23 protein-coding genes and 1 tRNA gene are annotated in these 22,186 nt (G+C 61.2%); 8 read left to right on the forward strand and 16 right to left on the reverse strand.

Annotated elements, in window-relative coordinates:
• Positions 1–290 precede the first annotated feature (290 nt).
• From LGT41_RS07125 to LGT41_RS07140, 4 genes are all read left to right on the forward strand, one after another.
• Entirely contained in the window at positions 291–1,307 is a 1,017-nt protein-coding gene (locus LGT41_RS07125) for an amino acid ABC transporter substrate-binding protein (protein ID WP_274129423.1), read from the forward strand.
• 131 nt (positions 1,308–1,438) lie between these two features.
• Positions 1,439–2,689, forward strand: a complete 1,251-nt coding sequence (locus tag LGT41_RS07130) for an amino acid ABC transporter permease (protein WP_274129424.1) — start codon at positions 1,439–1,441, stop codon at positions 2,687–2,689.
• 1 nt (position 2,690) lies between these two features.
• Positions 2,691–3,965: an amino acid ABC transporter permease gene (locus LGT41_RS07135; RefSeq protein ID WP_274129425.1), complete on the forward strand. Its 1,275-nt coding sequence runs from the start codon at positions 2,691–2,693 to the stop codon at positions 3,963–3,965.
• A 15-nt stretch (positions 3,966–3,980) separates the two neighbouring features.
• On the forward strand, positions 3,981–4,760 hold the full coding sequence (locus LGT41_RS07140; protein ID WP_274129427.1) for an amino acid ABC transporter ATP-binding protein: 780 nt from the start codon (positions 3,981–3,983) through the stop codon (positions 4,758–4,760).
• 116 nt (positions 4,761–4,876) lie between these two features.
• On the opposite strand, the gene LGT41_RS07145 is transcribed toward LGT41_RS07140, so the two are convergent.
• From LGT41_RS07145 to rpmH, 11 genes are all read right to left on the reverse strand, one after another.
• Positions 4,877–5,383 carry a SixA phosphatase family protein gene (locus LGT41_RS07145; RefSeq protein WP_274129428.1) on the reverse strand — a complete coding sequence of 169 codons (507 nt, stop codon included), beginning with the start codon at positions 5,381–5,383 and terminating at the stop codon, positions 4,877–4,879.
• A complete protein-coding gene (locus LGT41_RS07150) occupies positions 5,380–6,009 on the reverse strand; it encodes a ferredoxin (RefSeq protein ID WP_274129429.1) in 630 nt (209 codons plus the stop codon). The genes LGT41_RS07145 and LGT41_RS07150 overlap by 4 nt, the downstream gene beginning before the upstream one ends.
• Positions 6,006–6,791 carry a sterol desaturase family protein gene (locus tag LGT41_RS07155; RefSeq protein WP_274129430.1) on the reverse strand — a complete coding sequence of 262 codons (786 nt, stop codon included), beginning with the start codon at positions 6,789–6,791 and terminating at the stop codon, positions 6,006–6,008. Before LGT41_RS07155 ends, LGT41_RS07150 begins: the two co-directional genes overlap by 4 nt.
• Before the next feature lie 43 nt (positions 6,792–6,834).
• Positions 6,835–7,698, reverse strand: a complete 864-nt coding sequence (gene argB / locus LGT41_RS07160; protein ID WP_274129431.1) for an acetylglutamate kinase — start codon at positions 7,696–7,698, stop codon at positions 6,835–6,837.
• Positions 7,699–7,751: 53 nt separating this feature from the next.
• A complete protein-coding gene (gene yihA / locus LGT41_RS07165) occupies positions 7,752–8,399 on the reverse strand; it encodes a ribosome biogenesis GTP-binding protein YihA/YsxC (RefSeq protein WP_274129432.1) in 648 nt (215 codons plus the stop codon).
• The gene (locus LGT41_RS07170) at positions 8,396–9,148 is read right to left on the reverse strand and encodes an MOSC domain-containing protein (RefSeq protein ID WP_274129433.1); all 753 of its coding nucleotides are present in this window, start codon (positions 9,146–9,148) and stop codon (positions 8,396–8,398) included. Before LGT41_RS07170 ends, yihA begins: the two co-directional genes overlap by 4 nt.
• Positions 9,149–9,150: 2 nt before the next feature.
• A complete protein-coding gene (yidC, locus tag LGT41_RS07175; RefSeq protein WP_274129434.1) occupies positions 9,151–10,992 on the reverse strand; it encodes a membrane protein insertase YidC in 1,842 nt (613 codons plus the stop codon).
• A 70-nt stretch (positions 10,993–11,062) separates the two neighbouring features.
• Complete coding sequence (gene ttcA, locus LGT41_RS07180) at positions 11,063–11,938, reverse strand: tRNA 2-thiocytidine(32) synthetase TtcA (RefSeq protein ID WP_274129435.1); 876 nt, start codon at positions 11,936–11,938, stop codon at positions 11,063–11,065.
• On the reverse strand, positions 11,931–12,185 hold the full coding sequence (yidD, locus tag LGT41_RS07185; RefSeq protein ID WP_274129436.1) for a membrane protein insertion efficiency factor YidD: 255 nt from the start codon (positions 12,183–12,185) through the stop codon (positions 11,931–11,933). The genes ttcA and yidD overlap by 8 nt, the downstream gene beginning before the upstream one ends.
• Positions 12,182–12,544: a ribonuclease P protein component gene (gene rnpA / locus LGT41_RS07190; RefSeq protein WP_337993029.1), complete on the reverse strand. Its 363-nt coding sequence runs from the start codon at positions 12,542–12,544 to the stop codon at positions 12,182–12,184. Before rnpA ends, yidD begins: the two co-directional genes overlap by 4 nt.
• Positions 12,545–12,666: 122 nt before the next feature.
• On the reverse strand, positions 12,667–12,801 hold the full coding sequence (gene rpmH, locus LGT41_RS07195; RefSeq protein WP_274129438.1) for a 50S ribosomal protein L34: 135 nt from the start codon (positions 12,799–12,801) through the stop codon (positions 12,667–12,669).
• 323 nt (positions 12,802–13,124) lie between these two features.
• Here rpmH and LGT41_RS07200 point away from each other — a divergent pair, with 323 nt between their 5' ends.
• The 4 genes from LGT41_RS07200 to LGT41_RS07215 all read left to right on the forward strand — a co-directional run bounded on the left by LGT41_RS07200 (position 13,125) and on the right by LGT41_RS07215 (position 16,816).
• Entirely contained in the window at positions 13,125–13,847 is a 723-nt protein-coding gene (locus LGT41_RS07200; protein WP_274129439.1) for a TVP38/TMEM64 family protein, read from the forward strand.
• A complete protein-coding gene (locus LGT41_RS07205) occupies positions 13,844–15,211 on the forward strand; it encodes a dihydrolipoyl dehydrogenase family protein (protein WP_274129440.1) in 1,368 nt (455 codons plus the stop codon). Before LGT41_RS07200 ends, LGT41_RS07205 begins: the two co-directional genes overlap by 4 nt.
• Positions 15,212–15,325: 114 nt before the next feature.
• A complete protein-coding gene (locus LGT41_RS07210) occupies positions 15,326–16,696 on the forward strand; it encodes a sensor histidine kinase (protein ID WP_337993030.1) in 1,371 nt (456 codons plus the stop codon).
• 43 nt (positions 16,697–16,739) lie between these two features.
• Positions 16,740–16,816 (forward strand) — tRNA-Arg (locus LGT41_RS07215).
• A gap of 29 nt (positions 16,817–16,845) precedes the next feature.
• On the opposite strand, the gene LGT41_RS07220 is transcribed toward LGT41_RS07215, so the two are convergent.
• The 5 genes from LGT41_RS07220 to dapF form a co-directional block, all read right to left on the reverse strand.
• Positions 16,846–17,604 carry a maleate cis-trans isomerase family protein gene (locus LGT41_RS07220; RefSeq protein ID WP_274129442.1) on the reverse strand — a complete coding sequence of 253 codons (759 nt, stop codon included), beginning with the start codon at positions 17,602–17,604 and terminating at the stop codon, positions 16,846–16,848.
• A complete protein-coding gene (locus LGT41_RS07225) occupies positions 17,601–18,791 on the reverse strand; it encodes a M24 family metallopeptidase (protein ID WP_274129443.1) in 1,191 nt (396 codons plus the stop codon). The genes LGT41_RS07220 and LGT41_RS07225 overlap by 4 nt, the downstream gene beginning before the upstream one ends.
• Before the next feature lie 2 nt (positions 18,792–18,793).
• Positions 18,794–19,990 carry a diaminopropionate ammonia-lyase gene (locus tag LGT41_RS07230; protein WP_274129444.1) on the reverse strand — a complete coding sequence of 399 codons (1,197 nt, stop codon included), beginning with the start codon at positions 19,988–19,990 and terminating at the stop codon, positions 18,794–18,796.
• 90 nt (positions 19,991–20,080) lie between these two features.
• Positions 20,081–21,334: a tRNA (N(6)-L-threonylcarbamoyladenosine(37)-C(2))-methylthiotransferase MtaB gene (mtaB, locus tag LGT41_RS07235; RefSeq protein WP_274129445.1), complete on the reverse strand. Its 1,254-nt coding sequence runs from the start codon at positions 21,332–21,334 to the stop codon at positions 20,081–20,083.
• On the reverse strand, positions 21,331–22,164 hold the full coding sequence (gene dapF / locus LGT41_RS07240; RefSeq protein ID WP_274129447.1) for a diaminopimelate epimerase: 834 nt from the start codon (positions 22,162–22,164) through the stop codon (positions 21,331–21,333). The genes mtaB and dapF overlap by 4 nt, the downstream gene beginning before the upstream one ends.
• Between the last annotated feature and the right edge of the window lie 22 nt (positions 22,165–22,186).

The raw sequence follows: 22,186 nt of genomic DNA on the forward strand, positions 1-22,186 counted from the left end.
AACCCTGTGTCGCAAGGGATAAATCCGTTGCCACGGGCGCGGCGCAACCCAGCGGTAAATGTGAAAAGGGCGATATTTTACACGCCATGCGCGCAAATCGCCGATATAGGTAATAAATACTGTCATAAAATCCGTGATAGGACCATTCTCCGCTTGGAATAGGTGTCTTGACCTATGCTACTCATATATTTCAAGATACGCGCAGCACTCCCTCAAGGGGCTGCAAAACAAGTGTGCCAGTTCGCCGCGAAACGCGATGAGCGGGCTGAGACCATAGGGAAGAGGTTCAAATGAAAAAATCATTGTTTTTTGGGACGCTGACAGCCGCTGGCTTGATGGCTGGCGCCGCTGCTGCGGCGACGCTGGAAGATGTCCAGGCTGCAGGCACGTTGCGTTGCGGCGTGACCACCGGCCTGGCCGGCTTTGCAGCACCCGACGCAAACGGCCAGTGGCAGGGCTTTGACGTGGCAGTTTGCCGCGCGGTCGCCGCTGCCGTTCTGGGCGATTCCAACGCCGTAACCTTTGTGCCGACCACGGGCCAGACCCGTTTCAGCGCATTGGCTTCGGGCGAGATCGACCTGCTGGCGCGTAACACCACCTGGACGTTCAGCCGTGACGTTGACCTGAAGTTCACCTTTGTTGGCGTGAACTACTATGACGGTCAGGGCTTCATGATCCGCAAGGATATGGGCATCAGCTCGGCGACCGAACTTGATGGCGCGACCGTTTGCATCCAGACCGGCACCACGACCGAGTTGAACCTGGCTGACTATTTCAAAGCCAACAACATGTCGTATCAGCCGGTGCCGATTGAAACCAACGCCGAAGCCCAGGCCCAGTATCTGGCCGGCGCTTGCGACGTTTACACCACCGACGCTTCGGGCCTTGCTTCGACCCGCGCCACTTTTGAAGATGCCGACGCACATATGCTGCTGCCGGAAATCATCTCCAAAGAGCCGCTTGGTCCGCTTGTGCGCCAGGGCGACGACCAGTGGGCCGATATCGCCCGTTGGACGCTGAATGCGCTGATCGCCGCTGAAGAGCTGGGCATCACTTCGGCCAATCTCGAAGAAATGGCTGCGGGCACCAACAACCCGGAAATCAACCGTCTTCTGGGCAACGAAGGTGATCTTGGCGCAATGTTCGGCCTCGACGCTGAATGGGCCAAACGTGCCATTGCCGCTGGTGGTAACTACGGCGAAATCTTCGCCACCAACATTGGTGAAGGCACCCCGATCGGTATTGCGCGCGGTCTGAACGCACAGTGGACCCAGGGTGGTCTGATCTACACACCGCCGTTCCGTTAAGAACTGTTCATGATCAGGGCGCGGATTTCCGCGCCCTGATTGACTCTACCCATAAACAGAGTGCGCAAGCAGGCCGGAAAAACCGTGTCGCATCACATGTGCAGCTCACAACAGGTTGAAGGAGGCGTGGCATGACCACCCTGACGGAAGAGCCGCGGGCGTTCCGCCTGAGTATGCTCATCTACGATACACGCTATCGCTCGATGACAATTCAGGTTTTTGCATTGTTGGGATTTCTGGCGCTGGTCGCCTGGCTCGTCAACAACACGGTCGAAAATCTTGCCATAGCCGGCAAGGACTTCAACTTCAGCTTTCTTTCCAGCCGCGCGGGCTATGATATCAGCCAGGTGCTGATCGAATATACCAATGACAGCACGCATGGGCGCGCCACGGTGGTTGGCATTCTGAATACACTGCTCGTCGCGTCGCTTGGCTGTTTGCTGGCCACGGTTATCGGTGTGCTTGTCGGCGTGTTACGCCTGTCGAAAAACTGGCTCGTCGCGCGCCTGATGACCGTTTACATCGAAGGCTTTCGTAACGTGCCGGTCTTGCTGTGGATCATCGCCTTCTTTGCCGTGTTGACCGAGCTTACCCCCGCCCCCAACGCCTTTCGCGGCGACAATCCCACGGCCAGCATGTTCCTTTGGGATTCGATGGCCGTTACCAACCGCGGCACCTATTTCCCCGAGCCGCTTTTCGCGCGCTCGCTTGGCAATCTTGACCTTTACTATTTCAAGATCAGCAATGATCTGCTGGCCATTCTTGCGGTGCTGTTCGCCAGCGCATGGATCAGCGCGCGCATCAAGCGCCATGCGGACAAGGTGCAAAATGCTACCGGGGTGCGCCCCGCAACGTTTCTGCAACGCCTGGCCGTCTCCATTCTGCCGATAGTCGCGCTGATGTTCATTCTGGGCCTGTATCTGGGCAAGCCCGAGCTTAAGGGGTTCAACTTTCAGGGTGGCGTTCATCTTCTGAACTCACTCATCGCGCTATGGCTGGCGCTGGCGCTCTATACCGGCGCCTTCATCGCGGAAAACGTGCGTGCAGGCATCATGGCCATTTCCAAGGGCCAGAGCGAGGCCGCAGCCGCGCTGGGCATTCGCCCCGGTCGGGTGATGAAGCTGGTTATTCTGCCACAGGCGCTGCGGGTCATCATTCCGCCGTTGATCTCGCAATATCTGAACCTGACCAAAAACTCGTCACTGGCGATTGCGGTGGGCTATATGGATATCAAGGGCACGATCGGCGGTATCACGATGAACCAGACCGGGCGTGAACTCGAAAGTATGCTGTTGATGATGTTCATCTATCTGGTGATCAGCCTGCTGATCTCGCTCGCGATGAATATCTACAATTCATCAGTTTCCCTGAAGGAGCGCTGATATGACCAACATCACATATGTCCGCACCGAGATGCTGCCCCAGCAAGCCCCGCCCCCCGGCGAGGTTGGTGTGGTGGGTTGGCTGCGCCAGAACCTGTTTTCCGGCCCGTTCAATACGATCCTGACCATTGTTTCAGCGGCGGTAATCATCTTTCTTGCCTATGAAATTCTGCCCTGGTTCACCAATTCCATTTGGAATGCCAGCAGCCTGAGCGAATGCCGTGAAATTGCCGATGGGGCATGTTTTGCGGTGATCAACGAGCGTTTCAACCAGCTGATGTTCGGCTTTTACCCGTCCGAGCTTTACTGGCGGCCTGTCCTGGCCTTCGTGCTTTTGCTCATTGCGCTGGCACCCGTGTTGATCGACACGGTGCCCAAAAAACTGCTGCTGTTAACGGCGGTCTATCCGGCCATCATGTATCTGCTCATCTGGGGCGGGTCGATCTGGCCGCCGATATTCGTGCTTGCCGGGTTTGTGGTTAGCGCCGTTGTCTTTAGCGTTGTCGACAAGCTGGCCGGCACGCTTGCCGCCATCATCATCGCCGTGCTTGCCGCGCTGTTCTGGTGGCTTTACGCGGTGGTCCCGGTGTCTGATGTGTTCATCAGCATTGCCGATATCGGCTTTGTCGAGGTGACTTCGAACCAGCTTGGCGGCTTCATGCTGTCCATCATCATCGGGATGACCGGCATCGCGCTGTCTTTCCCCATCGGCATTGTGCTGGCGCTTGGCCGCCAGTCGGATATGCCGATTGTGAAGATCATGTGCGTGGGCTTCATCGAGTTCATTCGCGGTGTGCCGCTGATCACCCTGCTGTTCACCGCATCGCTGCTGCTGGGCTATTTCCTGCCCAAAGGCACCACCTTTGACATTGTGCTGCGCGTGATGATCATGGTGACGCTGTTTGCCTCTGCCTATATGGCCGAGGTTATTCGCGGCGGTCTGGCGGCCCTGCCGCGCGGCCAATACGAGGCGGCAGATGCGCTTGGCCTGAACTACTGGCAGGCGCAGCGGCTGATCATCATGCCACAGGCGCTGAAGATCTCGATTCCGGGTATCGTTTCAACCTTCATCGGCCTGTTCAAGGATACCACGCTTGTGTCCATCATCGGCCTGCTCGACCCGTTGGGCCTCAGCTCGGCCATTCGCGCCAACCAAGCCTGGAACGGCATCATTTGGGAGCTCTACGGCTTTATCGCCCTGGTCTTCTTTATCTTCTGTTTCTCCATGTCCCGTTATTCCATGTATCTCGAGCGCAAGCTCCAGACCGGACACTAAGTTAGGAGCTATCCAATGAGTGAAGCTGCAATCGACACTTCAAAAATGCAGGTCAGCGACGAGATCGCCATCCAGATCAGCAATATGAACAAATGGTATGGCGAGTTCCATGTGCTGCGCGATATCAACCTGACAGTGAACCGGGGCGAGCGGATCGTGGTCTGCGGTCCTTCGGGTTCAGGCAAATCCACGCTCATCCGCTGCGTGAACCGCCTGGAAGAGCATCAGAAAGGCCAGATCATTGTTGATGGCACCGAGCTGACCTCGGACCTCAAGAACATCGACAAGGTGCGGCGCGAAGTGGGCATGGTGTTTCAGCATTTCAACCTGTTCCCGCATCTGACCATTCTTGAAAACTGCACATTGGCCCCGATCTGGGTGCGTAAAACGCCCAAAAAGGAAGCCGATGAAATTGCCATGCATTTCCTTGAAAAGGTAAAAATCCCCGAGCAGGCCCATAAATATCCCGGCCAGCTTTCAGGCGGTCAGCAGCAGCGTGTGGCGATTGCCCGCTCGCTGTGCATGAAGCCGCGCATCATGCTGTTTGACGAGCCGACCTCGGCGCTGGACCCGGAGATGATCAAAGAGGTGCTGGACACCATGATCCAGCTCGCCGAAGAAGGCATGACGATGATCTGCGTCACCCACGAAATGGGCTTTGCCCAGGCCGTGGCCAACCGCGTGATCTTCATGGATGCGGGCCAGATTGTCGAGCAGAACGAACCCAAAGAGTTCTTCAAGAATCCGCAGAACGAGCGCACCAAACTGTTCCTGAGCCAGATTCTCGGGCATTAGGCGCTGCGCCGCCCCGGACTTGATCCGGGGCCGCTTGCCATGCTGGTCGAGGCCCCGGATCAAGTCCGGGGCGGCGCAGAAATATACCAAGGGCGCGTTGCAGAACGCGCCCTTTTTCATGCCTGCAAATCTGCCGGGGTGACAAAGTCCTGCACAATCCCGGTGCCAGGCCTGACATCGGCCCAACGGGCAACATCAAAGCGCAGCACAAGGCTTGCGCCGGTCGGATAATCCGTAAACCGCGCATGTTGCGGCGGCGTTGCGCAAAGCATTTCGGCGAGCATGGCAATGCCCGGATTATGGGCGAGCATTTGCAGCCGCGCCGCCTTGGCATGATGCAGCGCGCCAAGCAGGGTTTCGGGCGAGGCCAGATAGAGCTTGCGCATGAAACGTGCCTGCGGCGGGCTGTCCCATTCAGACGCCATCAGCATCCAGGTTTCTGCCGTGCGCGTGGCATCCGACACCAGGGCTTCATCCGGCTGCCAGCCCTTCATCCGCAGCCAGCGCCCCAAAGCCGTGGCCGCCGCGCGCCCGCGTGCATTCAGGGCGCGCAGATGGTCGGTCGCGGCAGGGTCGTCCCAATCGGATTTGGCATGGCGGGTCAGGATCAGCGCAACACTCATGTATGAAACCTTTGCATATGATAGGCGGATTTTGCGGTGCTGCGCAGCTCTGCCCCAACAGGGCAGGCGCGACGCACCGCGCAGCCCCGTTCCATACAGTCACGGCCCTGGGGCGTGTTCAGGTGGTCATGACAGCGCGGCACATCATAGCCTTTTTTGGTCAGTGCGGCAGCAGGGCAGGCCGCAAGGCAGGGCTTTGCGCATGTGTCACAGGGGGGCGCGGCGGGCGCGGGCAGCGGCAGAGCTTCGGGCAGCAGCAGCGCCCCACGGTAAGACACGAACAGCCCCTGTGTGGCGTGAACCAGCAATGCCACGGGTGAAGCCCAGGCCTGGCCCGAGCGCAAGGCCCATTGATAGAAGGGATGATAGGGCGGCCCGCCAAAGGGAAACAGCGCCGCGCCACCATGCGCCGCCGCGATTCCGCCCAGAATGCGCGACGACCAGCGGTCTATCGGGTTGTCCGCGCCATCGGCCCATTCCGGGCTTTTGGTGAAATATGGCCAGAATCCGGCGCCTGGGCCGATCAAAAGCAGGGTTTGCCCCGGCAAATTGTCTTTGGGTGTGAGGTGAAACCCGCCCAGAACCACCAGCTTTTGCGCCGCAAGCCCGGCCGCCAGCGCCGTCATTTTCGCAAGAATGGCAGGAGCAGGCTGAAACCCAGTTTGGCCGGGCGCGCGTCTTGCCATTGCAGCCCGGTCGTGAAATCGGGTGCCGGATGCGCGCGGTAGGTGGTAAAAATCCGGTCCCAAACCGACAGGGCAAAGCCGTAATTGCTGTCATGCTCGGCGCGTTTGGTGGAATGATGGATGAGATGCATATCAGGCGTGACCAGCACCAGCCGCAATGCTGCATCCACCCGCTTGGGCAGGCGCAGATTGGCATGGGTGAACAGCGCGGTGCCGTTGAGCAGGATTTCAAACACGATCACCGCCACGAAATGCGGGCCGAGCGCATAGACCAGCCCGATTTTCAGCAGCATCGACAGGCCGATTTCAACGGGATGAAAGCGGATGGCGGTTGTTACATCGAGGTCGCGGTCAGCATGATGCACCCGGTGCAGCCGCCACAGTAGCGGCACCTTATGGGTAATCAGATGTTGCAGCCAGATGGCGAAATCGAGCGCCAGAACCGCCACCAGACCTTCCAGCCAGAGCGGCCAGTCAAGCCAGTTGAACAGCCCGATGCCAAGCGATTGCGCATCCACCGCCGCACCCACGGCCAGCGCGGGCAATATGAAGGCCAGCAGGCGCAACAATCCGGTGTTGAGCAGCGACATGGCCCAGTTGGTCAGCCAGCGGCGAGGCTGGCTTTCAACCCGATGGCGCTGTGGCCATGCCCATTCGGCCAGCGCAAGTGCTGCGAACAGGCCCAGGAATATGGCCAGACGAATCGTGCTTTCATTCTCCATGCCGCATGGTGCCGTGCCGCGCGCGCGGGTGCAAGCGCGGCAATCAGGCGCGGATCAGGCTACCGGCACCGTGGGCGGTGAAAAGCTCCAGCAGAAGCGCATGGGCGCGCCGCCCGTCCATGATGACCACGGCGCGCACGCCACCACGCACCGCAGCCAGCGCGGTTTCGGTCTTGGGAATCATGCCACCAGCAATCACACCCTCGGCGGTCAGCCGTTCAATATCGTCGGGGCTGAGCTGGGTAATCACATCGCCCGCCGCATCCTTTACGCCGGACACATCGGTCAGCAGCATCAGCCGGTCGGCCTTCATGCCGGCCGCGATTGCGCCGGCGGCATTATCGCCGTTGATATTGTAGGTTTCCCCGCCGCGCCCCATGCCGATGGGGGCCACAACCGGAATATAGCCCGATGCGGCAAGCGATTGCAGAACGCCGGGGTTGATCTCGACCGGATCGCCCACAAAGCCAAGCTCGGGGTTGGCGGCATCGCAGATCATCAGCTTGGCATCCTTGCCCGACAGGCCGACAGCCTTGCCGCCCATATCGTTGATGGCCTGCACGATCTGGTTGTTGATCTTGCCCGCCAGCACCATTTCAACCACTTCAACCGTGGCGGCATCGGTCACACGCTTGCCGCGCACAAACTCGCTTTTGATGCTGAGCCGTTCGAGCATTTCGTTGATCTGCGGGCCGCCGCCATGCACGACGATCGGGTTGATATTGCATTGGCGCATCAGCACGATATCGCGCGCAAAATTGGCCATAGCCTTGGCATCGCTCATGGCATGGCCGCCGAATTTGATGACAATCGTCGCGCCATCATAGCGCTGCAAATAGGGCAGGGCCTCTGACAATGTGCGCGCGGTGGCGATCCAGTCACGATTCATGCTCGATGATTTCTCCATTGGTCTCTCCAGAAAACGGCATTATCCGGTTTAGGGCAAATACGCGCCCATGCCTAGCGGATGGCGGCAATCGTGGCGCGCAGCACATCCAGCCCTTCGCCATTATCCGACGATGTCAGGATCATTTCCGGATAGGCGGCGGGGTGGCGGGCCAGCACGGCGCGTGTGGCATCCAGCGCGCGCGCCAGATCGGCGGCACCGGGTTTGTCGGCCTTGGTGATGACCACCTGAAAGTTGACAGCGGCTCGGCCGAGCATGGTCATGATCTCCTCATCCACGGCCTTGGCACCGTGGCGCCCGTCTATCAGCAGGAAAACGCGGCGCAGCGTGGGGCGGCCGGAAAGATAGTCTTTCAACAGCGCCTGCCATTTGGCAACCACGGCAACAGGTGCCTTGGCATAGCCATAGCCCGGCAGGTCGACCAGATAGCAAAAATCGCCCAGGGTGAAATAGTTGATCTCTTGCGTGCGCCCCGGTGTGTTGGAGGCCCGCGCCAGCGCCTTGCGCCCGGTCAGCGCGTTGATCAGGCTGGATTTGCCCACATTCGAGCGGCCTGCAAAGCACACTTCCAGCCGGTCGGCGGCGGGCAGGCCCGACATGGCGACCACGCCTTTCAGGAATTCAACCTCGCCGGCAAAAAGCAGGCGGCCGGCTTCGGTATCGGCGGGCGATACGGTGGAAAGCGGGAAGGGCAGGCTCATAGCAGCACCAGTTCATCGTTCAGGGCAATATCGCCCGCAGCAATCACGCGCAGGTAAACGCCAAAATCGCGATGCCCCCAATGCTTGCGCAAAAGATAGGGGGTTTCAACATCGGCCAGCGCGGTTTCGGGGTTCACGGTTGTGGCCGCACAGCGCGCGATGGGTTCCACCACTTCAAAGCTGGCCGCGCCAATGCGCAACTGGCGCCCAGGCCAGCCATGTTCGGCCCAGGGCTCCAAACCCTCAATCCACAGATTGCCACGAAAACGCCGCATATCCATCATCTGCCCAGCCTTTGCAGACAGGGCTGCTAGCGAGGCAAGGTTGTTGAGCGAAATCGAGGCGAAGTCGGTGTCGAAAACGCCATGCGTTTGCAGGCGCACAACATTGGTGGCTTTGGGCCGCGCGGCGGGGATAAGCGGCTGGCTCCAGTCCAGCAGGCGGGCCTGGTCGGCGGCATCATCCAGATCAAGCGTGATGGCAGCCAGCGACGGGTGGCGCAGTGTGATGCGCCCATCTGTGCCGGTTGCAGCCGAAATCGCGCCAAGCCCCGCCACATCCGCCCCGATGACGAAGTTGCGGCAAGAGGCCCAGACAGGCGCGGCGGCATCCACAGCCGAACTGGCGTGGATAACCGCCCAGACGCGGTCCATCGGCAGGCCCTGGCCCGGCTTCAGGCTGGCGCGTTCAACCGCCTCATGCCCGTGGCTTTTGATCGGGTGGCGCCAGATATGGGCCAGCTTTGCCATTGTTACTTGCGCACCGTGGGTTTGCGCTCTTTCGGTTTGGCGGGCGAGTTTGCTGCTGCCGTGGCCGGTTTTTTGCGGATATTGCCCCAGATATCGGGCTTCACGCCCTGGCTGCGCATGATGAAATACTGCTGCAGGAAGGTCAGCGTGTTGTTGGCCACCCAGTAAATCACAAGGCCCGAGGCGAATGTGCCCAGCATGAACATGAAGACCCAGGGCATCCAGGCAAAAATCGTGGCCTGGGTTTTATCGGTGGGGGCGGGGTTCAGCTTTTGCTGCATCCACATGGTCACACCCATCAGGATGGGGAACACACCGATGGAAATGATCGTTGGCGCCCAGGCCACATCATAGGGCAGAAGGCCAAACAGGTTCAGCCAGCTGCTCGGGTCGGGCGCGGACAGGTCCTTGATCCAGCCGAAGAAGGGCGCATGGCGCATTTCGATGGTGACGAACAGCACCTTGTAGAGCGAGAAAAAGATAGGGATCTGCACCAATATCGGCAAACAGCCCGAGGCGGGGTTCACCTTTTCGCGCTTGTAAAGCGCCATCATTTCCTTTTGCATCGCCTGACGGTCATCGCCCACACGCTCTTTCAGCTTTTCCATTTCAGGCTGGAGCTTTTTCATGCGCGACATGGAAACATAGGATTTATAGGCCAGCGGGAAGACCAGCGATTTGATCACGAAGGTCAGGCCGATAATGGCCAGGCCCATATTGCCCACGAGGTTGTGAATCTGGGTCAGCAGCCAGAACATCGGCTTGGTCAGGAAGTAGAACCAGCCCCAGTCGATCGAATCGTAGAAATTGGCGATGCCACGGTCATTCTGGTAATCGCGGATCGTGTTGGCGACCTTGGCGCCGGCAAACAGCGAACTGGCGCTGGACAGCGTGGCACCGGGGGCGACTTCCATGACCGGCAGGCGCATATCGGTCTGGTAGGTGTCGTTGCCGGCGGTGTATTTGGCGACCGAGGAAAAGCCCTGGCCGGGGGCGGCGATCAGCGCGGCCATCCAGTATTTATCGGTAAAGCCGATCCAGCCGTTCTCGGCCACTTCAACGCGGTCGACAGCGCCATCGCCCGGCACCTGCGTAAAATCGGGCATATCGGAATAGTTGATTTCTTCAATCGTGCCATCCTGGGCGCGCACAACGCCCTCGTGCAGAATGTAAAAGCCAATGGTTTCCGGCGTGCCGGTGCGGGCAATAATGCCATAGGGCATCATCCGAACGGCGGTATCGGTGGTGTTTTCCACGGTTTGCACCACGTCGAACATATAGTTTTCGTCAACCGACATCACACGGCGGAAAATAAGGCCGCTGCCATTGTCCCAAACCAGCGTCACCGGGCTATCTTCGCTCAGGGTTTCGCCGCTTTCCACGCTCCAGACCGTGTTGGCATCGGGCAGGGGCTGGGTGGTGCCTGCACCGGGCGCCCAGCCATAAACCGCATAGTAAGGCCGGGGCGAACCTGCGGGCGAGAACAGCGTCACCGTATCCGACCCCGGGTCGAGCGTTTCGCGGTAATCGGTCATGTGCAAATCATCAATCCGTCCGCCGGTGAGCGAGATCGAGCCGTTCAGCTTGGCGGTCACAATCGGCAAACGTTCGGAACGTGCCAGCGCCACATCGCGCGTGGCTTCGGGGTCGGCGGCAATCACAGGTGCTGTGGCCGTGCCCGTGGCCCCCGGCACAACCGGCGTGCCATCGGCGGCAACAGAGGCTGTGGGCGCGGGCGGAGCTTCAGCAGGAACCGGGGGGAACATGATGGTCCAGACAATGATAACCGCAAGGCTAAGCACTGCGGCAAGGATCATATTTCGGGTCTGGCTCTGGTCTTCCATTTTCGTCTCCAAACGGGCGTGCGCATGTCTAAATTGCTGGGGCTGGTTCAACAGGTGTGGGCGCGAAAGGTCAAGCTGTTTTGGGGTTTTCGGGCGGATTTGGCCGGGTTAATCCGGCAAAATCGAACATATTCACATCGAGCAGGTGGCTGGGGTTGCCATTGGTCAGCGCCTTGAACATGACCTGCCGCCGCCCGGGGCTGCGCGCCTCCCATTCATCAAGCAGGGCTTTGACCTGCTGGCGCTGCAAGCCATCCTGGCTGCCGCATAAATCACAGGGGATAATCGGGTAGTTCAGCGCGGTTGCGAACTTCTCGCAATCCACCTCGGCCACATGGGCCAGCGGGCGATAGACATAAAGATCACCCTCGTCATTCACCAGTTTTGGCGGCATCGAGGCAAGCTTGCCACCGTGAAACAGGTTCATGAAAAAGGTTTCCAAAGCGTCGTCGCGGTGGTGGCCAAGCACAACGGCAGAGCAGCCTTCCTCGCGCGCGATACGGTAAAGATTGCCGCGCCGTAGCCGCGAACATAGCGCACAAAACGTGCGCCCGGCGGGGATCTTATCCATCACGATCGAATAGGTATCCTGATACTCGATCCGGTGCGGCACGCCCATTTTGTTCAGGAATTCCGGCAGAACCGTGGCCGGAAAGCCCGGTTGGCCCTGATCAAGGTTGCAGGCCAGAATTTCGACCGGCAAAAGGCCGCGCCATTGCAATTCGGTCAGGGCTGCCAGCAGGGTGTAGCTGTCTTTGCCGCCCGACAGGCAGACCAGCCAGCGCGCGCCGCGCTCGACCATACCGTAGCTGTCCACCGCCTCGCGCACCTGGCGGATGATGCGTTTGCGCAGTTTCCTGAATTCGGTGCTGGCGGGGGCATTGGCGAAAAGCGGGTGGATGGCGGCGCCGGTTTCCGATCCGTCCTCAAACTCGTCATCAAGCATCGCTTTCCCTTTCATGGTCTTCATCGCTGCCCGGCACAGGGTCATATCCATGCCCGCCCCAGGGGTGACAGCGGCCAATGCGGCGCGCGGCAAGGTAGCTGCCCTTAAGGCCACCATGCCGGGCCAGTGCTTCCAGTGCATAGGCCGAACATGTGGGCTGGTAGCGGCAGTTGCGCCCCACCCAGGGGCTGCCGACAAGCCGGTAAGCGCGCACCGGCAGGCTGATGATATAGGCCAGCGGGCTCATGCGTTTTGCGGCTTTTGCGGGCGCGGCGCGTGGATTTTGCCAAGGGCTGTGCGCAGATCGTCGCAAAGCTGCGCAAATTCAATCGCGGCGGTCTCATCGCGTCGGCCCACCAGCACATAATCCCAACCCGGCTGGGCGTGACAGGCCAGAACCGCCTGGGCGGCCGCGCGCAGGCGGCGCTTGGCGCGGTTGCGCGCCACGGCATTGCCAACCTTTTTGGAACAGGTATAGCCGATGCGCAGCGCATCTTGCGGGGATGTGTCATCAAGGCCGCGCTTGCGGGCCTGCAGCACGAAGGCGCGGCTGGCCTGGCGGCGGGCGCGCGATGCGGCCAGAAAATCGGCGCGCTTTTTAAGCACGCTGGGTTTTTGGGGTTTTGGGTTTTTTGGGCAAGCGAAAACCGGCGCCGCGGATGCAGCCGCCCCTTGCAGGTCAGCCCTCCGCCGCGCCGGTTCTGTCATGTCAGATCGACGGTTCGGCCTTAAGCCGACAGCGATTTGCGGCCGCGCGCACGGCGACGGGCCAGGATGATACGGCCATTCTTTGTGGCCATGCGCGAACGGAAACCGTGGCGACGTTTGCGAACAAGGTTGCTCGGCTGAAAAGTGCGTTTCATACTCGTATCTCCAGATCGTGCCACACAACACGCGCGGCGGGCTGCCAAACCTTGGGATTCGCAACCAGAAATTCAGAACCCGGTCTTTAGGCGCGCTGGCGCATGAAGTCAACGGATTGCGCGCGAATTCTTTCGCCCCGGCCAAAGTTTCTGCGCCTGCCCGTGCCAAACTGAAACATTTGCGCACTGCCGATCAACCCGGCGTGAGACCCCTTTGTATTCGCCCGAAATATCGGCAATCTAGGCCCGACATGCCAAACACGCCGACATGACAAACAAGATTGCCCAAACAAGATTGCCCAAACACGATTTCAAGGATGAAAATGGCCCCCAAGTCTGGATTTCCAAAGCGCGTGCTGCCCTTGCTGCTTTTGCTTGCAGGCGCGGTTTTCGCCTGGTGGCAGTTTGGCGGCTATCTCAGCTTTCAAACGCTTGCCGACAACCGCGAATCACTGATCGGCTGGCGCGACCAGAACTATCTGGTCGCGGCATTGGTCTATATCGGGCTCTATATTCTGGTGGTCGGCTTTTCCATTCCGGGCGGTGTGTTCATAACGCTTGCGGGCGGGTTCCTGTTTGGGCTGGTTGCCGGCACTGCGCTTACGGTGCTTGGCGCAACGCTCGGGGCTTCGGCCATCTATTTTGCCGTCAGGCTTGGGTTTGGCGATGCGTTTCATGCGCGGCTGTCCGGAAATGATGGCATGATTGCAAGGTTTGAAAAGGGTCTGCGCCAGAACGAAATCTCATTCCTGTTCATCATGCGCCTTGTGCCCATTGTGCCTTTCTTTGTGGCCAATCTGACCCCGGCGCTGCTAGGCGTAGGCTATCGCAACTATTTCATCACCACCTTTTTGGGTATCATCCCCGGCACGGCGGTCTACACCTCGGTGGGCGTGGGTCTGGGCGAAGTGTTTGCCCGTGGCGAAACACCAAATCTGGGGATCATCTTTGATTGGCCGGTGCTGGGCCCGCTTCTGGCGCTGGCGGCGCTGGCGGCACTGCCGGCCATATTGCGCGGTTTCCGCAGCAAAGAGGCGCCGCTATGAGCAAACTTCTGACGCCAGATATCTGCGTTGTCGGCGGTGGCTCGGGCGGGCTTTCGGTTGCGGCGGGGGCGGTGCAGATGGGGGCATCGGTTGTGCTGGTCGAGGGCCATAAAATGGGGGGAGACTGCCTGAACTACGGCTGCGTGCCCTCCAAGGCGCTGCTATCTGCCGCCGCGCGGCCGGGCATGGGTTTCGCCGCCGCCAAGGACCATGTTGCAAAGGTCATCGCCAGCATTGCCCCGCATGATTCGGTAGAACGCTTTCAAGGGCTGGGCGTGCAGGTGATCGAGGATTATGCCGCCTTTACCGGCCCGCGCGAAATGCAGGCGGGTGGCTACACCATCCGCGCGCGTCGCTTCGTGCTGGCCACGGGGTCTTCACCCTTTGTGCCGCCGATCAAGGGGCTGGAAAATGTGCCCCACCATACCAATGAAACGCTTTTCAAGGACAGAACCCAGCCCAGGCACCTGCTGATCATCGGGGCCGGGCCGATCGGCATGGAAATGGCACAGGCGCATCGCCGCCTTGGCAGCAAGGTGACCGTGCTTGAAGGGCTGAAGGCACTGGGCCGGGATGACCGCGAACTGGCCGCCATCGTGCTTGGCGCGCTGAAAGACGAAGGTATCGACATTATTGAAGATGCCAAGGTCGCCGAAGTGTCGGGCAAGGCGGGCGCGATCACGCTGAGGCTTGAAGACGGCCGCAGCTTTCAGGGCGACCAGCTTTTGGTGGCCGTCGGGCGCCGCGCCAATATCGACCGGCTGAACCTTGCGGCGGCGGGCATAGACACCGCCAGCGGCGCGATCGTGGTCAATACGGGGCTGCGCAGCACCAACCGCCGCGTTTTTGCCATTGGCGATGTGGCGGGCGGGCTGCAATTCACCCATGTGGCGAACTATCATGCCGGGCTTGTCATCCGTGCGGCGCTGTTTGGCCTGCCGGTGCGCGCCAGCACGGCGCATATCCCCAAAGCGACATATACTTCGCCCGAATTGGCTTCCGTCGGGCTGAGCGAGGATGAGGCGCGCGAAAAATATGGCGACAAACTTGAAATATTGCGTGCGCCATATGCCGAGAATGACCGCGCCCGCGCCACGGGCCAGACGGCAGGGCTGCTGAAGGTTTTCGCCTATAAGGGCCGGCCGGTCGGGGCGGCGGTGGCCGGGGCGCAAGCGGGCGAGCTTATCAATGTCTGGGCGCTGGCCATGTCTGCCAAGCTCAAGCTGTCGGCGGTTGCGGGCATGGTTTCACCCTATCCAACGCTGGGCGAATTGAACAAGCGCGCAGCCGGGGCGTATTTTACCCCCCGCCTGTTTGAAAGCAAATGGGTCAAGCGCATCGTGCGCCTTGTGCAGCGGTTTTAAGCCAAACACAGGGTCGGCTTTCAGCCATGTCTTGTGCGCATGGGCTGTGCGCTTTACGCTTGGTGCGAAATAATCCGGGTTAGCCATTTGTTCCGCACGCTTACAGGCCGTTTCTTGCTGTTGACAATCGGCTTTGTCATGCTGGCCGAGGTCTTTATTTTCGTGCCATCGGTCGCGCGATTTCGCCTGACCTACCTGCAGGGCCGGCTTGAACTTGCCCAGCTTGCCACGCTTGCGCTGCTCGCCACGCCCGATGAAATGGTCGCGCCCGAACTGGCCGATGAGTTGCTCGCCAATGCCGAGGTGATGAATATCGTGCTGCGGCGCAATGATCTGCGCGAACTCATCCTGTCCTCGCCGATGACCGACCCGATCGACGAAACCTTCGATATTCGCGATCCGGGCGCGATTACCCTGATCCGCGATGCCATGCGCATAATGTTCATCGGGCAGGACCGGACAATCCGCATCATCGGCCAGCCCGTCAAGAATGCGGGCTACGAGATTGAAACAACCCTGCGCGAAGCGCCCCTGCGCGCCGCCATGCTGACCTATGGCTGGAACGTGTTCCTGCTGTCGCTCGCCATTTCGCTGATGACGGCGGGCCTGCTGTTCTGGGCCGTGCGCAGCCTGATGGTGCGGCCCATCCGCCGTGTCGTGGCAAATATGCGCGCCTATCGCGAAAACCCCGAAGACCAAAGCCTGCTGATTTCGCCAAGCTCGACAGTGATCGAGCTGCGCGAGGCTGAGTCAAGCCTGTGCGAGCTGCAAACCCAGCTCAGCCAGTTGCTGCGCCAGAAAGAGCGGCTGGCTCAGCTTGGCGGGGCGGTGGCCCGCGTCAGCCATGATCTGCGCAATATCCTGACCACCACACAGCTTCTTGCCGACAGGCTGGAGCAGAGCGCAGACCCGACCGTTGCCCGTGTCAGCCCCAAGCTGCTGGCCTCGCTCAGCCGCGCCATCAACCTGTGCGAACACACGCTTACCTATGGCCGCGCCGAAGAGCCCGCCCCCAGGCTCAGGCTGGTCGCGCTCGCGCCGTTGGTGGACGAGGTTGTTTCCTCAGAATCGCTGCACGCGCCGGATAATCTGGTTATCAGCGCCGAAATTGATGAAGGTTTGCGGGTGAATGCAGATTCCGAGCAGCTTTTCCGCATCCTGTCCAACCTTGTGCGCAATGCCTGCGAAGCGATTGTCAATGCCGGCCAGCCGGGGCGCATTACCATCAAAGCCGCGCAAAACGGCGCGATGACCGAAATTTTTCTGACCGATACCGGCCCCGGCCTGCCGCTGCGCACGCGGGACAAGCTTTTTCGCCCGTTCGAGGGTTCGGCGCGCAAGGGCGGCACCGGGCTTGGCCTGGCCATCGCCGCAGAATTGAGCCGCAATCATGGCGGCACGCTTGAACTGATCGAGACCGGCGCAAGCGGCACCACCTTCCGCCTGAGCCTGCCCGCCGATTCAATGGCCAAGGGCGGAAATTGACCCTTGCACTCCGCCCGTCGCCTCGCTAAATACCCCACACAGTGGATTGGTAGCTCAGTTGGATAGAGCACTTGACTACGAATCAAGGGGTCGGGGGTTCGAATCCTCCCCAGTCCGCCACTCGAATTCCGGGCTAGACGCAACCGCGTTTAGCCCTTTTCTTTTGCGCGGCGCTGCAACAGCCGCCCCGGCCCGATGGGCATGGCGCCAAGCCCTGCAAGCCTGCACATATGCCATGCCAGCGCGGTGTTGGAGGAAACGACCGGCTTGCCGGTCAGCGCCTCGGCCTCGGCCAGAATGTCCAGAACGCGCAGGTTGGTGCAGGAGACAAACACCGCATCCACACGGGCTTTTGCCGTGATCTGCACAATGGCCTGCAGCAGATCGGCCTGGCTGATATGCGAGACGATGCGATCATCGCTTTCCTCGAACGAGGCAAAGGTCGCAACCTCAAGTCCGGCCGCAGACAGCCGCGCGCGCATCAGTGCCGTGACCGTTTCGACATAGGGGCTGATATAGGCAATCTTGCGCGCTCCAATGTGGTGCAGCGCGGCGATGCTGGCGCTGAGCGGGTCGGAAACATGCGCGCAATCGCAGCCTGCCTTAACCGCTGTTTCCACGTTTTCGGGGCCAATGACCGTGGCGCCCGATGTGCAGGCATAGCCGACCGCATCAAAGCGCGTGGCCGGCAGCATGGCTGCCGCCAGCGGAATTTCAGCCTGCATGGTGATCAGCGACTCTGTCGTGATATTCGGGGCCATGCGAATGCGCGTATGGTGCAGGGCCACGCCCGGTGCGCCCAACATGCGGGCAAATTCCGGCTCGATCGTCTCATCGGCCTGCAGCACGATCAGCCCGAAACGGGCGCGCGCGCCGCTGCCCTTGTCCAGCGAAAAGGCCAGCTTCATGACCGCCCCCCGATTATTGCCCGCCCCCCGATTATTGGTAGCGCGGCGGGCGCGCGCGGGCTCAGCAGCCGGGGCGCGCCGTTCTGCACGACAATATTTTCCTCATGCACCATCATCCTGCCAGCGCCATAGCTGAGCGAGGGTTCGAGCGTGATGACCATGTTTTCCTGCAAAATGCCGGTATCAAACCCGGCAAGCGAGGGCTGTTCGGTCAGCTGCATACCCAGCCCGTGGCCCAACCGCCCGACCGCGCCTGCATCGGGGCTGTGGCGGGTAATCACGCGCTGCATGGCGGCAAAAACCGCCGCACAGGTTGCACCGGGGCGGGCGGCATCGAGCCCCGCCTCGGTTGCCGCAAACAGCACATCATAGGCGCGGCGGCTGGCATCATCGGCGCGGGCCATCGCGAAATTGCGGTCAAAATCGCAAAAATAGCCATCGAATGTGGCGCCCGTGTCGAGCATCAGCACATCGCCGGCCCGCAGCGGGGCGGCGGTGGGTGGCGAGATCACATCATCATAGCCGCCCTGTGCCGCACCGCCCACAAGATAGGGCACATCATCGGCCCCCAACTTCAGGCAGGCAATGCGAAAGGCGGCAAAGGCCTCATCCAGCGGCTGGCCTTCATGAAACAGCGCATCGGCCTGCGCAAAGGCCTGCCCGGCAATGCCGCAAATATGCGCGATTTTGGCAATTTCGGCGGGCGATTTGACCCAGCGCAGCGCCTGAACCTCGCCCGTAACATCGGCCAGTTTCAGCCCCGGCAGGGCTTCAAGCAGGCGCTGATAATCCGCCAGCGGCATGTGCAAATGCGTTTCATGCCCCATCATCAGCCCCAGCGTTGCACCGCGCGCCGCCAGTGGCGCCAGCAGGTCGACCAGCAGCGAAATGCCGTCATCTTTCGGGCAGGGGGCGGCCCATGTGCGAATATCCTTTAGCCAGCCGCGCCGCATGAGGGCTGCGCCAATTTCGGGGATGATGGCAATGGGCTTGCCGCTGGCGGGCAGATAAAGAAACCAGGGCCGGGTCGGGCTTTGCCAGAACAGCGTGTGAAAACCGCTGAAATAGCGGATTTCGGCCTCGGATGTCAGCAAAACACCCTCGACGCCGCGCCTGGCCATTGCCGCCTGGGCGCGGGCGGTGCGCGCCTCGAACTCCTGATATGCAAAGCCGCGCGGCGGGGCCATGTTCAGACACCGGCCATGATGGTGCTGAAAATCGTCGCATCGGTCACCCCTTCCGAGCCGATGAGCAGGACGGTTGAATCCGCCTTCAACCCCAGCGCGCCGGCCAATTCGGGCTGCTGGCTTGCGGCGATCAGCGCCGCCAGCCCGGCAACGGCGGATTCGCCCGCATCTATGGCGGCATCACCCGGCAGGGGCTGCGCCAGAAGCCGCATGGTGGGCGGCACAAGACTGTCTTCGATCGTCAGGAAATCCTGCACGCACTGGCTGAGGATCTGCCAGGCCAGTGGCGAAGGCTCGCCACAGGACAGGCCCGCCATAATGGTTTCCGCGTCAATCGCCACGCTGCGCGCCGCCTGCGCCTTGGCCGATGCCAGCAGGCAGGCGGCCAAGGCCGGTTCCACCACCACAATGCGCGGCGCATCCGCGCCCCAATGCTGCACAAGCGCCGCAGCCACGGCTGCCGCCAGCCCGCCCACACCCGCCTGCACGAATACATGGCTGGGGGCGGTGGGCATGGCGGCCGTGACCTCGGCCAGCATCATCCCGTATCCGGCCATCACATCGCGGGGCGGCTGGCTGTAGCCGGGCCACGAGGTATCGGAGACCACAAACCATCCGTTGTCTTCAGCATCCTTGCGCGCCCGCGCGACCGAGGCATCGTAATCCCCGTCAATCCGCGTGATATGGGCACCAAGCGCGGCCATTGCATCAGCCCGACCGGCGCTCACATCCTTATGGATGTAAATGCGGCAGGGTGCGCCGAACATCTGCGCCCCCCAGGCCAGCGAACGGCCGTGGTTGCCATCGGTGGCCGAGACCAGCGTGATGCCCGCAACAGCCGCCTTATACCGGCCTGCGCGAATGTCGGCGGCGCTGACCTCATGGCCGCGCATGGCTGTAAGCTCGCGCTGCAACAGCCGCAGCGCGGCATAGGCACCGCCCAGCGCCTTGAAGCTGCCAAGTCCGAAGCGCGGGCCTTCATCCTTGTAATGAATGCCGCCAAGCCCAAGGCGGGCGGCCAGCGCATCAAGCCTGTGCAGCGGAGTGGGCGCATAGCCCGGCCATGTGCGGATTTCGTCTACCGCGGCTGCAAAATCGCCCCGTGGCAGCACCGTTTCTATGGCATCGCCGGGGCCGGGGTTGTGTGCCACATGGTCAAGCGTTGCGTGCTGGAAAATCTCGGTTGAAAACGCGGTCATGCGGCGCACCTTTTGCTGTTTGCGGCCAGCCTAGCGGCGTGGCCCCGACAACAACAGCATGGATACGACGTTTCAGCCCGAAAACCCCGCCTAGGCGACGCGCAACCGTGCCGCCGATGCGCCGGTAATGACATGTTGCACGATCTGCCCCACGGGCTGGTCGGTGTCAAAATCCACCTCGGTAAACCCCTCGGTGCGGCCCATGCGCGGGCTTTCCACAAGAATATTGTGCCGCGCGCCGATCTGCGCCTGCAAATGCCGGGCGACCGCCGCCGCGCCAGCCGCGCGCAGCCGCGCCGCACGCGCCTTGATCGCGGCGCCGTCTACCGCGGGCATCCGCGCCGCGGGCGTGCCCTTGCGGGCCGAATAGGGGAAAACATGCAGCCAGGTCAGCCCGCAGTCTTTCACCAAAGCCAGCGAGTTTTCGAACATTTCATCGGTTTCGGTGGGAAAGCCCGCAATAATATCGGCCCCGAACACAATATCGGGCCGCACACGGCGCATATCGGCGCAAAAGCGGATGGCGTCTTCGCGCATATGCCGCCGCTTCATGCGCTTCAGAATCATGTTATCGCCCGCCTGTAGCGACAGGTGCAAATGCGGCATCAGGCGGGGGGCCGTGGCAATAGCATCAATCAGCGCCGCATCCGCCTCGATCGAATCGATCGAGGATATCCGCAGGCGCGGCAGGTCTGGCACCAGCCTCAGAATGCGCTGCACAAGGTCGCCAAGACGGGGCTGCGCGGGCAGGTCCGCGCCCCAGCTTGTCATATCAACGCCGGTCAGCACGACCTCGTTATAGCCCGCCCCCACAAGCCGCTTGATCTGCTCGACCACCACGCCAGCGGGCACCGAGCGTGAATTGCCGCGCCCGTAAGGAATGATGCAAAAGGTGCAGCGATGGTCACAGCCGTTTTGCACCTGCACATAGGCGCGGCTGCGGGTGCCGAAACCGTCAATCAAATGGCCAGCGGTTTCGCGCACGGCCATGATGTCATCAACCAGCACCTTTTCGCTTTGGCCAATAAAGTCGGGCGATTTCATGGCCGCCCATGTGGCCGGGTCCATCTTCTCGGAATTGCCAAGCACCAGATCGACCTCGGCCATTCTGGCGAAAGTCTCAGGCTCGGTCTGTGCGGCGCAACCTGTCACGATAATCCGCGCATCGGGCTGTTCGCGGCGGATGCGGCGGATGCGCTGGCGGGCCTGGCGCACGGCTTCGGCTGTAACCGAGCAGGTGTTGATCACCACGGCATCATCAAGCCCGGTCGCAAGGTCTTTCATCGCCTCGGTTTCATAGGCGTTCAGGCGGCAGCCAAAGGTTTCGAATTTCGGCGCGCTCATGCCAGCGCCATCATTTCGGGGGTGAGAATGCCGTCAAATACATGCGCCGTGGGGCCGGTCATCCAGACGCCATCTTCGCGCCAGTCGATATTGAGTGTGCCACCGTCAAGCTGGATGTCGACACAGGCCTCGGCCAGCCCCATGCGATGGGCGACAACCGCCGCCGCGCAGGCACCCGAGCCACAAGCCAGCGTGACCATGCCGCCCCGTTCCCACACCCGCATCCGCAAATTCGAACGGTCGATTACCTGCACGAATGCCACATTCGTGCGGGCCGGAAACAGCGGATGATGCTCGTATTTCGGCCCCTCTACGGCCAGATCAACCGCGTCGGCATCGGCAACAATAAACACGCAATGCGGGTTGCCCATGCCGGCAGTGCCCGCGCGCCCCGCAAGCGGCAGCGCATTCAGATCGACATCTTGCGCCAGCGGAATATCGGCCCAGTGCAGCACAGGTGCGCCCATATTCACGCGGACCAGCCCGCCGGGCGCAAGCGCGCAGGCCAGATCGCCGCGCTCGGTGCGCAGGGTCAGGCTTTCGGCACTGGACTCGGCCAGCAGCATCTGCGCCACACAGCGCGTGGCATTGCCGCAAGCGCCCGCCGTGCTGCCATCGGAATTCCAGAAATCCACCTCGGCGGCAACGCCCGCGCCATTGCGGATAACCGCCAACTGGTCAAACCCCACGCCCCGATGCCGGTCTCCCAGCGCACGCGCCAGCGCAGGGGTGATCGTGGCACTGGAGCGACGCGCATCCACCACCACAAAATCATTCCCCAGCCCGTGCATCTTGGCAAAACGCAGCGCCGATTTTTGACCCATATTCATGCGCCCCGTATACGCCGATCTG

This window comes from Abyssibius alkaniclasticus, from assembly GCF_020447305.1.
In the GTDB taxonomy this organism is placed as follows: domain Bacteria; phylum Pseudomonadota; class Alphaproteobacteria; order Rhodobacterales; family Rhodobacteraceae; genus Abyssibius; species Abyssibius alkaniclasticus.